Source organism: Stappia sp. ES.058 (assembly GCF_900105595.1).
GTDB lineage: Bacteria > Pseudomonadota > Alphaproteobacteria > Rhizobiales > Stappiaceae > Stappia.
The window spans coordinates 884,937-898,106 of record NZ_LT629784.1 but is presented as its reverse complement, the minus strand read 5'-3'; the positions used below and the strand labels follow the sequence as shown (position 1 = coordinate 898,106).

Annotated in this window: 8 protein-coding genes; 4 read left to right on the top strand and 4 right to left on the bottom strand. The window is 63.4% G+C overall.

From position 1 onward, the window contains the following. Positions 1–210: 210 nt before the first annotated feature. Positions 211–606 carry a PilZ domain-containing protein gene (locus BLU32_RS04270; RefSeq protein ID WP_093805144.1) on the top strand — a complete coding sequence of 132 codons (396 nt, stop codon included), beginning with the start codon at positions 211–213 and terminating at the stop codon, positions 604–606. 62 nt (positions 607–668) lie between these two features. Here the strand turns inward: BLU32_RS04270 and BLU32_RS04265 are convergent, their stop codons facing one another. Then, positions 669–2,843 (bottom strand): malate synthase G, encoded by a 2,175-nt coding sequence (locus tag BLU32_RS04265; protein WP_093805143.1) that lies wholly within the window; start codon positions 2,841–2,843, stop codon positions 669–671. A gap of 354 nt (positions 2,844–3,197) precedes the next feature. On the opposite strand from BLU32_RS04265, the gene BLU32_RS04260 reads away from it, so the two are divergent. After that, entirely contained in the window at positions 3,198–4,148 is a 951-nt protein-coding gene (locus BLU32_RS04260) for a DMT family transporter (RefSeq protein WP_172838529.1), read from the top strand. Positions 4,149–4,225: 77 nt separating this feature from the next. Continuing rightward, complete coding sequence (locus BLU32_RS04255; protein WP_093805142.1) at positions 4,226–6,748, top strand: cation:proton antiporter; 2,523 nt, start codon at positions 4,226–4,228, stop codon at positions 6,746–6,748. Positions 6,749–6,775: 27 nt separating this feature from the next. Here the strand turns inward: BLU32_RS04255 and BLU32_RS04250 are convergent, their stop codons facing one another. From BLU32_RS04250 to BLU32_RS04240, 3 genes are all read right to left on the bottom strand, one after another. After that, positions 6,776–8,251, bottom strand: coding sequence for a sigma-54 dependent transcriptional regulator (locus BLU32_RS04250; protein WP_197673695.1), 1,476 nt, complete (start codon positions 8,249–8,251; stop codon positions 6,776–6,778). A 618-nt stretch (positions 8,252–8,869) separates the two neighbouring features. Next, positions 8,870–11,011 carry a BTAD domain-containing putative transcriptional regulator gene (locus BLU32_RS04245; protein WP_093805140.1) on the bottom strand — a complete coding sequence of 714 codons (2,142 nt, stop codon included), beginning with the start codon at positions 11,009–11,011 and terminating at the stop codon, positions 8,870–8,872. A 47-nt stretch (positions 11,012–11,058) separates the two neighbouring features. Further along, positions 11,059–11,247 (bottom strand): hypothetical protein, encoded by a 189-nt coding sequence (locus tag BLU32_RS04240; RefSeq protein WP_157727497.1) that lies wholly within the window; start codon positions 11,245–11,247, stop codon positions 11,059–11,061. A 952-nt stretch (positions 11,248–12,199) separates the two neighbouring features. Between BLU32_RS04240 and BLU32_RS04235 the strand changes: the two genes are divergently transcribed. Further along, positions 12,200–13,120 carry a LysR family transcriptional regulator gene (locus tag BLU32_RS04235; protein ID WP_157727496.1) on the top strand — a complete coding sequence of 307 codons (921 nt, stop codon included), beginning with the start codon at positions 12,200–12,202 and terminating at the stop codon, positions 13,118–13,120. Positions 13,121–13,170 lie beyond the last annotated feature (50 nt).

Sequence of the window (13,170 nt, the reverse complement as noted above, 5' to 3'; positions counted from 1 at the left end):
GGAAGGAGAGGCCGGACACCATGCTCTTGAAAGACCCGTTTTCTCGGCTGGCTTTCGGTCCATTTTCGTAAGTATCGCAGATATTTGACGTGAAACTGCCTGCGGGTTTTCGCAAGCCGCTTGATTTTCACGGTTCTGTTTCACAATGATGTCGCCCGACAGGGCCTGTCGTGCAGCCGCGGCGGAGCGGCCCGGGCAAGAGGAAACGGCATGGCCAACCTTGCTTCGCGATCATCCGGCACCCGCCGCTCGGAGGCGATTGTCGATGAACGGCGCTCGACCCCGAGGGCGCAAGGCTCGACCCAGGTCATGGTCATCACCATGCGTGGTCCGATCTCGGCGCGCATGCTCGACGTCAGCCTGACCGGTTGCCGCATCCGGTGTCCGGACCTGCCGAAATTCGCCATCAGCGCGCGCATCGCCATTCTTGCCTACGGGCTGGAACTGCTTGCAGAGCAGCGCTGGCGCAACGGAGCGCACTCCGGCTGGCGATTCGTCTACAACGCCGCGGAACAGGACCGTCTCAAGACGCTGCTGCGCCGCGACGTGTCCGGCATCATGCTGAACGAACGCATGAGTCGGTCCTTCCGGAAGTCTCCGCACTGACGCAAACGGGGCGGCCCATCCGAACCGACCCGCGCCTTGCTTTCAAACCGTGACAGATCGGGTCAGCCACGCTGCGCCGCCTTCACCTCGAGACGCCGGGCGTGCAGCACCGGCTCGGTGTAGCCGGACGGCTGCTCGCGGCCCTTGAACACCAGATCGCATGCCGCCTGGAACGCGATGGAGCCATCGAAGTTGCCCGCCATCGCATGATAGAGCGGGTCACCGGCGTTCTGCCCGTCGACGACGGCCGCCATGCGCTTCATGGTTTCCATCACCTGATCCTCGCTGCAAACGCCGTGGCGCAGCCAGTTGGCGATGTGCTGGGAGGAAATGCGCAGCGTGGCGCGGTCCTCCATCAGGCCGACGTCGTTGATGTCCGGCACCTTGGAACAGCCGACGCCCTGGTCGACCCAGCGCACGACATAGCCAAGGATGCCCTGCGCGTTGTTGTCGAGCTCGGCCTGGATTTCATCCGCCGACCAGTTCGGACGTTCGACCACCGGGATCGACAGGATGTCGTCGAGGCTCGCCCGGCCGCGCGACTTCAGCTCGACCTGGCGCGCCGCGACATCGACGACGTGATAATGCAGCGCATGGAGCGTGGCCGCCGTCGGCGAGGGAACCCAGGCCGTTGTCGCGCCGGACCGGGGATGGCCGATCTTCTGCTCCAGCATCGCCTGCATCAGGTCGGGCATCGCCCACATGCCCTTGCCGATCTGCGCGTGGCCAGGAAGCCCGCACTCCAGCCCGATGTCGACGTTCCAGTTCTCGTAGGCCTGGATCCAGGCGGAGGACTTCATGTCGCCCTTGCGGATCATCGGGCCGGCTTCCATTGAGGTGTGCATCTCGTCGCCCGTGCGGTCGAGGAAGCCGGTGTTGATGAAGCACACGCGCGCGGAAGCCGCACGAATGCATTCCTTGAGGTTGACCGTGGTGCGGCGCTCCTCGTCCATGATGCCCATCTTCAGCGTGTTGGCCTCAAGGCCCAGCGCCTGCTCGATGCGGGTGAAAAGCGTCTCGGAGAAGGCAACCTCCTCCGGCCCGTGCATCTTCGGCTTGACGATATAAAGCGAGCCGGCACGCGAGTTCATCCGCCGCCCGCCGCCATCCGGGCCGCCGGTGCCGATGTCCTGCATGGCGATCAGCGCGGTCATCATGCCGTCCAGCATGCCTTCCGGCACTTCCGCGCCGTCGCGGTCGAGGATCGCCGGCGTCGTCATCAGGTGGCCGACATTGCGCACCAGCATGAGAGACCGGCCGTGCAGGCGAAGCTCGCCGCCCGCCGGCGCGGTATAGACGCGATCGCCGGCCATGCGGCGTTCCACCGTCTTGCCGCCCTTCTGGAAACTCGCGACCAGATCGCCCTTCAACAGGCCGAGCCAGTTGCGATAGGCGACGACCTTGTCCTCGGCATCGACGGCGGCAACAGAATCCTCGCAGTCCATGATGGTGGAGACGGCCGATTCCAGAACGATGTCGGAAATGCCGGCGCCGTCCGTGCTGCCGATCGGGCTCGACCGGTCGATCACGACTTCGGCATGCAGGCCGTTCTTGACCAGAAGCACCGCCTCCGGCGCTGCGGCATCGCCACGATAGCCGGCGAACTGCGCCGGATCGACCAGTGTCATCACCGCCCCAGCGCCACCGGCAACCTGCAGGGAACCATCGACGACGGACAGGCCGGTCGCGTCGCTCCAGTCGCCAGTGAGTGCGAAACGCTCGTTCAAGATGGCGCGCGCAAAGCCGATCACCTCGGCACCGCGCGCCGGATCATAGCCGCCGCCGGACGGCGTGCTGCCCATCGCATCGGTGCCATAGAGCGCGTCGTAGAGCGACCCCCAACGGGCGTTCGCCGCATTCAGCGCATAGCGTGCATTGGTGATCGGCACGACGAGTTGCGGCCCGGCGAGCGTCGCGATCTCCGGATCGACATTTTGAGTGGTAACGGAGAACGCCTCGCCCTCGGGAACCAGATACCCGATCTCGTTCAGGAAGGTCTTGTAGGCCGTCAGATCGACCGGACCGGGATGGGCCTTGTGCCAGTCATCGATGCGCGCCTGCAAAGCGTCGCGCTTTTCCAGTAGGTCGCGGTTTGCGGGCGCAAGATCGTGGATGATCTGTGACAAGCCGCTCCAGAAATCCTGCGACGACACGCCGGTTCCAACCAGCGCCTCGTCCTCGACAAAACGGTGAAGCTCGGCATCGACCTTCAGTCCAGCGATCTCGATACGGTCCATGGCCACGGACACTCCCTGTGCTGTGTTTCAGCGGCGCGGCCGCAACCGCGCCGGACAAATGACGTTTCCGGACTTTCCCAAACGGACGGCACCCGGTCAATCTGACACAAATCGAAAAGACTTGATCCAAATCGGAACAAATCAACATCGGCGCATGTCCGCTAAGGCAGCCCCTCCCCCAAGCTCCGCCGGCCCGCGCTTGCATCACACCGCGCAATTCGTCATACGATACCGGTGTCGTCAGTCGAAACGGGCCGCGTAACGGTCGTTTGGCTTTGGCGGCGGCGCCAATCACGATGCGCCGCCACGCGGTGCGGGCGGTGCCGTTTCCCGATTTCCACGACCGGCTGGTTCATGCTTCCTTCCCATCACACTCTTCGTGCGTGGTTTTTCGCGCAACCGATTTTGCTCCTGTCTTTGACCGCGCTGTTTTGGGCGGGCAACACCATTGCCGGGCGGCTGGCGATCGATCAGGTATCGCCGCTCGCGGTCGTCTTCCTGCGCTGGTTGGCGGTGTCCGCGCTCATGGTCACGCTCTACGGACGCCAGGTCAAAGCGGAATGGCCGATCCTGAAACGGTATCTGCCGGTGATGGTGCTGATGGGCATGTTCGGCTTTACGGCATTCAATGCGCTGTTTTACATCGCGGCCCACAGCACCACCGCGCTGAACCTGGGGATCATCCAGGGCTCGATGCCGATGTTCGTGCTCCTCGGTGCGCTGGCGATCCTGCGAACCCCGATCCGGGCGCTGCAGGCGTGCGGTGTGGTCCTGACCATGAGCGGCGTGGCCTTTATCGCAAGCCAAGGCGACCTGTCACGCCTCGCGGAACTGAAAATCAATCCGGGCGACGCGCTGATGATCACCGCCTGCCTGCTCTACTCGCTCTATGCGGTCCTGCTGCGCAAACGCCCTGCGGTCTCGGGCATGGTGTTCTTCACAGTGCTCTCGGTGATCGCGGCAATCGTCTCGGTTCCAGTATTTGCAATCGAACTGGTTCAGGGAACACAGCAATGGCCGACCGCAAAGGGTTGGCTCGTCGTCGCCTATATCACGATCTTTCCCTCGTTCCTGTCCCAGATCTTCTTTATGCGCGGCGTGGAACTGATCGGGCCGGGTCGAGCCGGCGTGTTCATCAATCTGGTCCCGATCTTCTCGTCGTTCCTCGCCGTGGCGTTGCTCGGAGAGCCTTTCCACTTCTACCATGCCGCTGCACTCGTGCTCGTCCTGATGGGAATCGGCTTGTCGGAAAGAAAGGGCAAACGCCCCGCGGTTCCGCCGGAACCGGCGTCGGACAACGGCTGAGAACGCGGTCTTAATCCTGGTTCACTACATGCAGATGGTCGCCGGTCCGCCCGGAAATCCCTTGAGGTAGCCACGTCATGCAAGCGCCGCTGTTCATTGCCGCCATTGCCGGCCTGCTCGTGCTGATTTCGCTGATTCAGCCGCTTGCGCAGCGGCTGAAGGTCACCTCTTCGGTGCTTCTTGCGCTGGTCGGCGTCGCCATCGGCCTGCTCGCTGCCTGGCTCCTCTACACACCGCGTACGAACGCCTTCAACGAGATTGCCGACGTCTTCGTCAACCTGCCGCTGGATTCGCAGGGCATCCTGAACATCTTCCTGCCGGTGCTTCTGTTTCAAACGACGCTGACGCTCGACGTGCGCCGCATGGCGGAGGATGGCGTCGTCATTTTCGTGATGGCCGTCGTTGCCGTTCTGGTCGCGACCGCCTTCATCGGACTGGCGCTCGCGCCGTTCGCGGGGCTCTCCCTCATCGCCTGTCTGCTTCTTGGCGCGATCGTGGCGACCACGGACCCGGTCGCCGTCGTGTCGATCTTTCGCGACATCGGCGCACCGGCACGCCTTGGACGCCTGGTCGAGGGCGAGAGCCTGTTGAACGATGCCGCCGCCATCGCCCTCTTCGTCATCCTGCTGGGCGCGCTGACGGGCCAACAATCCGCAGATCTTGCAAGCGGTCTCAGCCTGTTTCTCTGGAAATTCGCGGGCGGGATCGCCATCGGTTACATCGCCGGACAGGCCCTGGTCCACCTGCTGCCGCTGGTGCGAGACTTCCGCCTTGCCCAGGTGACGTTGAGCTTTGCCCTGCCCTATCTGGTCTATGTGAGCGCGGAGTATCTCGCCGGCGTATCGGGCGTGGTCGGCGTGGTCATGGCGGGAATCGTGATCAACCTGACCGGACCGTCGCGGGTGACGCCGGACGGCTGGACCTATCTCAACGACGTCTGGGAGCAGATCGCCTTCTGGGCCTCGTCGCTGATCTTCATGCTCGCCTCCATCCTGATCCCCAAGCTTCTCGTCGACATCGGCCTGGACGATCTGCTTTTGCTGGCGATCGTCATTGTCGCGGCACTGGTGGCGCGAGCGGTCGTCCTGTTCGGCCTTTTGCCATTGCTCAGCCTGCTCAGGCTCTCGCAACCGGTCAGCTTTCCGTTCATGACGGTGATGCTGTGGGGCGGGATGCGCGGCGCGATCACCCTGACGCTGGCACTGGGTGTCACGGAAAACGATGCCATCGACCCTGAAGTCCAGCAATTCGTCGCGGTTCTCGCAACCGGCTTCGTGCTGTTCACGCTGCTGGTCTACGGCACCACCTTGAAGCCACTGATCAAGCTCCTCGGCCTGGACCGGCTGTCTCCGCTGGACAGCGCCATGCGCAGCCAGGTGCTCGAACTTGCCGGCTCCAATGTCCGCGACGGGGTGGCGCAGGCCGCGCAGGAATACCGGATCGCAGGCCCCGTGGCCGAGCGCGTTCAGGCCGACTACAGGAAGCGCCTCGCCGACGCGCCGGGTGCGACGCCGGCGGAAGTGGATATTCTCGACCGCGATCGGATCACCGTCGGGCTAGTCTCGATCTCCAACCGGGAACGCGAGATCGTGCTGCGGCACCTGCGCCAGCGCACGGCGTCCATCCACACGGCGGAGACGTTGCTTGCCAAGATCGGCAACATCGCGGACCGTGCCAGGGCGGGGGGGCGTATCGAATACAATCGCGCCGCACGCGACGCACTCGCCTTTCCGCGCACGATGCGGATCGCGCAATGGTGCCAGCGCCGGCTGAAATACGAGGGCTGGCTCGCCCGGCTGCTTGCCGACCGCTACGAAATGCTGCTGCTCAGCCGGATCGGTCTTGATGAGCTCACCACATTCAACCGAAAACGAATCTCCGGTCTGCTCGGAGAGCGCGTGGCGGAGATCCTGAACGAAATCCTGCTCAACCGTCATGAGGCGACAACAACCGCGCTGGAAGCGCTGCGCCTGCAATATCCCGACTATGCGGACAGCCTCGACCAACGCTTCCTGCAAAGGGCGGCGCTCAGGCTGGAGGAAGACGCCTATCGCGGTCTTCTGTCACAAAACCTCATTGGCGAAGAGCTCTATTCCAGTCTGGCAAAGGCGGTGCAGGAGGCCCGCGCACGCGCCGAGGCGCGCCCGAAGCTCGACATGGGGATGCGCACCGTGGAACTCACCGCTCAACTGCCGATGTTCCAGGACCTGCCGCGCGAACGGATCGAGAAGATCGCGCATCTGATGCGCCCTCGCTTCGCCGTGCCGGGCGATCATCTGATTGCCCAGGGCGAACGGGGGGATGCGGCCTATTTCATTTCATCGGGTGCGGTTGAGGTGGTCACAGAGACCCAGCGGATCCGTCTCGGCCGCGGCAATGTCTTCGGCGAGATCGCCTTGCTTACCGGCGAACCGCGCACCGCCGATGTCCACGCCCTTGGGTATTGCAACCTCCTCGTTCTGTCGCGTGCCGACTTCAAGCAGCTGATGGACAAGGACCCGGACCTGCAACGCCACATCGCCGCGACCGCCAGACAGCGTCAGGCGATGAACGCGGAGGCGACGAGCGCGGAACAGGAAGAGCAGCAGCCGCTTTCGTAAAGATGGCTTCCGGGTGCAGACCCGGCGTCAGCCCCCCGACCCGTCCTTGCCGTCGTCGGGTCCGTCCTGGTTCCACATCTGGACACGCCGGTACAACGTTGACGGGCTGACCTTCAGGGAATTGGCGGCGCGCGGAATGTTGCCGTCGCAAAGCGCGATCGCCCGCTCGATCGTGGTCCGGATCACGGTTTCGAGCGGATCTATCTCTCCGCCCGCGACAGAGTCGTCGCCTTGCGCGTCAACCTCCGACGCGATCGGCGCCAGATATGCATCGGCCGGCGGGACACTCCCGACATCCGGGGTCCTCTCGGTCTGCGAAGGGGGGTGCGCAGCACAAGACGGTTGCACCGGCTTCGGCAACGGGAGCATGTCGGCATCCATGAACTCCGCATCGTTCAACACCACGGCCCGACGAACGGTGTTTTGAAGCTGCCGGATATTGCCGGGCCAGGAATAGGCAAGCAGGGCGTCCTCGCATGCCCGCGTGAAGCCACGAAACCGCTTGCCGTCTTCGCGCGAATACATCTCAAGAAACTCCCGCGCAATCAGCAGCACGTCGCCGTCGCGCTCGCGAAGGGCCGGGAGCTCGACCGGAACGACGTGCAGGCGATAGTAAAGATCTTCGCGGAACCGCCCTGCGGCGACCTCTTCTTCGGGATCGCGGTTGGTCGCGCAGACAATGCGCACGTCAACCGGCTGGGGCGTGTCTTCGCCGACCCGCTGAACGGTCTTTTCCTGCAGCACGCGCAGCATCTTCGACTGTAGGTCGAGATCCATCTCGCAAACCTCGTCGAGAAAAAGCGTTCCGCCATCGGCCGAAAGGACGGCCCCGAGCCGATCCGACAGAGCGCCGGTAAAGGCGCCCCTGGAATGGCCGAATATCTCGCTCTCCAACATGCCGGAGGGAATTGCCGCGCAATTTATCGAGATCAGCGGCCCCATGGCCCGGCGGCTGAGGGAATGAAGCGCATGCGCGCACAGCTCCTTTCCCGTCCCGCTTTCGCCGGTAATGAATACGGTGGCGTTGGTCGGGGCCGCGTTGCGCAGGATGCGATAGACCGTCTGCATGGCGAAGGAGCGTCCGATCATCCCTTCGAAACGTTCCCCCTCCATCTCCTCGCCCAGCGCCTCAAGGCGATTGGTGAGCATCTGCCGGTCGATCGCATTGCGAAGGGTGACACGCAGCCGATCGGCGGAAAACGGCTTCATCACGAAGTCGAATGCGCCCTCGCGCATGGCCTCCACCGCCATGTTGATCGAAGCGGTGCCGGTCACCACAACCACCTCGCACGGGACTTGACGCGCCTTTATCCAGCGCAAAAGGTCCAGACCGTTTCCATCGGGAAGATTGACGTCGACAACGACGACAGCCGGCGCCGCCCGCTCGACGGCAGCTTTCGCCGCGGCGGCGGTCTCGACCGCCTGCACGTTCCAACCCTGCGGGGCGAGATACGCCTGATAGGTTTCCGCCAGCGCACGCGTGTCCTCCACCAGGAGGACCATGGGTGAATTCCCTGTCATCCGCGCAATCAACCACCCCTGGTCTTCGCTCTGGCGTCACGCTCCGTGGTCAGCAGAATGTTGCCGCGTTGTGCTGCGGTTTCCGAAACGCCAATGAAAACCAGACTAGGCGATCGGGTGGCGTTGGGAAACCTGCAGTTTGTGTCAGTGCTCCTGGAATGTGAAACCGTAACAGACATATCCGTCCGATCGCGGCAGTCTCGAGGCCGCACGCCAGACGGTTACACCTCGCCGATCGGGATCACGGATCGATCACGGCAAGCCGGCCAGTCGCGACAGCTCCCAATCCACACAACCTGAAATAACGAAATCATCAACTATCGCAAGCAATTGATTATCTCAGATTGCATGACGGATTAAAATCGACACGCACTTCCTGTCCGGAGTGCGGCACCGCGCTCCGGCGCCTTCCGGGTCGATGCGGCCGGAAACCGGCCCACTCGAATGCGTTACACGATTGCGTTACCGGCCGTCGCCGCCTGCCGATGGGTCCGGCGCACGACAGGCATTTCCGGTACTCTGACCGGATCAATATCCCCGACACGACATCGGTGCGCCGGAGTTGACCTCCCGCGATCATTGTCGCGCCCGCCGCCTGCTTCACTGCGGGGCGAGATCGACCGGCAGGGTCATTCCGGCACGCAACAACCCGTCGCACAACATATCCCATGTGGCCCGGTCACTGATCGGAAAACAACTGCCGATCCATCGCGCGATTTGCGCTGGGGTCGGTGGCTCGGGACGAACCCAGCGTTCCCGCACCCGCTCCTCCAGATGGATACGTTGCATGCGCGCCTCGATTTCCTGCCCGGTCAACGCAAGCGCCGCGACATACCAGACCTCGACGCCAAGATAGCCGCCCTCCAGATATCGGAACGCGTTGATGGCCGCAGCGTGGTCTCCACTCAGGAACATGATTCCGACGAAATAGCTCCAGTGCAGCGGCGAGGTCAAAAGCCCACTGTCGCGCAACGTGTTCGCAATCCGCGCGGCCTCGGCCGCGTGACCGAAATACGCAAGGCCGTGCGCCCCGGACAGGGACGTCCAGGGATCATTGTCGTTCAGGGCCAGTGCCTGGCGATGATGCGCTTCGGCCTGGGCAAAGCGGCGCTGCAGCGCGGCCGTCCAGGCGGAACTGAGATGCGCGCGCGGATCGAACGGGTCGATCGACAGCGCGACACGCGCCAGTCCGGCGGCGCGGTCGAGGTCCTTGTCCTGCAACCCCTGACCGGGGAAAATGATGTGCCTTGTGTTGAGGATCTGCGCAAGGCTCGAGTAGGCCGGCCCGAAACCCGGGTTCTCCTCGATGATGCCCGAGACGATCTGTTCAGCGCGGTCGGAGTTCTCCATCCGCCACGTGTAGTGCAGACGCTGGGCGACGAGCAGCCGGTCGCAATCCTCGACCGAAACGTCCGGTATCCGTGACATGTTCGCCAGTCGTTCGGCGGAAATGCTCACGTTCATGGCGAGCGCGATTTCCGCGACCAACCCGGGCTGCCGGGCGAAAAGCTCGTCGATATCGAGTTCCGAGTTGCGGCCCCACACATAGGCGTTGGTGCGGAAATTCATGACCGTGACCGAATAGGACAGCATGCGACCGGACAGCATCGCACTGATCGCCACCCGGTAGAGTGGCGATCGCGATTGCGACAGATCCTCGGTCAAGCCGTCGGCAACCGACCATTCCCGGAAGCGGACGAGCCGGGAAATGAGATCGTGACGAAAAACCCGTGCGAGCCGCGTGTCCTCCTCGGAAAGCGTCACATGCATGACCGGGTCGACAACGATCACCGGTGGCGCATGCGCGGCAGGCAGCATCGGCTCGAAGGGCGACGGCGGCAGGTCCGAGGCCGCGAACACTTCATCGAGGGTCGCGCCGCCCAGCGCTGAGTCCGCCGGGCGCCGGGGAGCTGAGATGCCGGAGGACTCCGCTGCAATACGTGCGCGTTCGTCACTCAACCAGTCAGTAAAATGCCCCAGTTTGATGTTGACGATCAGGTTCTGGGTTTCACGGGCTGGCTGTGTGTCGAATTCCTCCTCCAACAGGTTCCACAGTTCCTCATAGGCCCGCAGTGCGGAGGTATAGTCTCCCCTTGCCGCACGCGCCGCGATGAAAGCCCGACAGGCCGGCTCGTGCGTCGGATCGAGATTCAACAACGCACATGCGGAATCCTCGATGCCCTGCCAGTCATCGCCAGCGAGCCCGATCCTCGGCTCCAGAACCCCCCGCAACTGGTCGTGGAACTGCTGACGACATACCCGAAGCCAGGTGGTGAACGGCTCGGACAGCGTCTCCCCACCCTCAATGAGGCGCTCCGACAACCGCTTCTCGTCGATCAGGCGGCGCGGCACTTTCCCCTCGACCGCGAACAAGTCCTGAATATCGGTGCGCACCCGCTCGAGATCGAGCGTGATATTGAGCTTGTCGCCACCCAGCCCGTGGAATCCGGCAGATTCCAGAACCCGCCTCAGGATCAGCAGCGTCTGGCGCAGGGACGAGCGCGCATGATGATCGGAACTGTCTTGCCAAAACAGATTGGCGGCGGTCTCGCGCAACAGGCGTCCGCCCGGCGTCAGACAGAGCCGCGCAAGCAGCCCCTCCGCCTTGCGCGAGCGGAAGATGACGGGTTCTCCGTCCACTTCGAACCGCGGAACACCGAGCACGAAGCCACGCAACACCGACCGCGGGCCGGATGCCCGCATGTCGGCCTCCGCCTTACCGTTGTCGCCAATGTTGTCCACAGTCGCCTCGGCCCCGTCGCACTGTCGCCACCTTCGCGCGTTTTGCCTCAATCACGCTTTTTGGCTTGTTTTTCAATGGTTGCGCAATTCTCGAACCAATACAACCATTCGCGGTTATCCGCGCCCGCCGGACCCGCGAGAAAACGCGGGCGCACCGGCATCCGCCTTGCCGAATTCGAAACCGGCGCCGGTTGCATCCGTGCGGCAATGGCACGATGCCGGCATTTCAGGGCCATGTCCGACCCCGCAAACGGCATCGGCCACCAGTCCGGCACTCTACCGGTTGCAGCGACCGGAGGCAGCCTCTCAAACCGTCACGCAACGCCTGATGGGCCCTGGGGAAATTGACGGGCCGCGCCTTGCATTGGCCGGCAGCGATTCAAAATCACGGACATATAACGCCGGTTGCGTTTTCATGATTGTAACGAAGGGTTGTGCCGGGGTGTAAGTGGTTTTCCCACTCTGTCTGATCGCGGCACCCGCAGACTCATGACGTCGACGTGCCGACCGGATTGTCACTCAGATCTCCGGTCCCGGCACATCGCGGAAGATTGACGGACGGACCGCCTCCGACGACGGGATGGGGCAAACGTCCAGGTGTTTCAAGGGGTGGCCTTGGGGCGTTTGCACAGTCGTATCAAAGGGCTGCGGTTCGCCCCGCAGTCCGCTGCGAAGCGCCACAAGTCACATGCGAGCCGCAGCGACCTTTTGCCTGCTGGTTCGAACGTGACCCAACTGGGCCGGGTTGGCCTCAACCCGGCCCGCTTTTGGGGCAAGCAGTGCCGCCCGACCGTGCCGCTGCCATGATCGGCGCGCGCAGAAACAAAGCCGGTTCGCACGCAGTCGGCGGTGCTTGCGGACAAGATCGGGCGGCGCTCGATTTTTAATCTCGGCCGGATGGACGTGTCATTGGCTGATCGCGAAAGCCAAACGACTTTCCGGCCCCTGAATTTCCACGGCGCGGAGGCGTCGCATTTATTGGCCTGGCGGCACAGGAAATTGACATAGTCATACTTGCAGGTTTTTTAAAATGTTCATCGCCCGTCCGCATCGTGCGGGCGGGCGATTTTTCTTAATGCCGGCAACCCCGATCCGAACCGGTCCGCGCGCCTCTCGACGACCTTGTTTTTCTTTCCCTGGCGGCGACAAAACACTATTGAATCGGCTGAGAAAACCGAGAGGCACCGAGTGAGCAGCCTGCCACCGATCGACGTTGCCGATTTGCGCGTACTCGTTTCGCTCGCGACCGAGCGCCATTTCGCGCGCGCCGCGCAGGCCTGCAACATGTCGCAGCCGGCCCTGTCAACGCGGATCCGACGCATGGAAGAAGCGCTCGAAACGCCGCTCGTCCAGCGCGGACAGCGCTTCCTGGGTTTTACCGAGGCGGGCGAGAGGGTGCTCACACGCGCACGCCGCGTCCTCGCTGACCTCGACGGCCTCCGACAGGATGTAACAGGCGGCGGCGCGCTCTCCGGACGGCTCAGGATCGGGGTGATCCCGAGCGCCACGCCTCTTGCCGGGCGGCTGGCGGCAACGCTTGCCCGGGAGCATCCGGGCGTGGACATCGTCTGCACCAGCCTGTCGTCACGAATGATCGAGGCCGGGCTGCTCGATTATTCCATCGACGCCGGCATCACCTATCTGAACAACGAGCCGCTGCACAACGTCGACACACTGGCACTTCAACTGGAGAGCTATTGCCTGGTCGGATCGCGCGACCTGCTGGGGGAAACCGCGACACCGTCAAGCTGGAGACAGGCGGCGGACTGGCCACTCGCCCTCCTGACGCCCGACATGCAGAACCGGCGCATCCTCGACAAAGCCTTTTCGGATGCCGGTGCCACGCCGCAGGTTGTGTTCGAGGCCAACAGTTTCCTGTCCATCTTCGGACGCGCGGGCCGTGCGACATCGCCTGTGGTGGCCATCCTGCCCCGGATGATCGTCGACGAGCTCAAGACGGATGCCCTTGGCGTTCGCGAGTTGGAGGCCATGCGCGTGCAGCCGGTCATCGGGCTGGTCGCCCCGCGCCGGAACCTGCAGTTGCCGCTGACATCGGCCCTCTGGCGGGCATGCCTTCAGGCGCCACAATCGATTGATAACCTGACATGATCACGCGATTGCCAATCGCGATTTGAATTCGCATCCGAATTCCTTGCCAC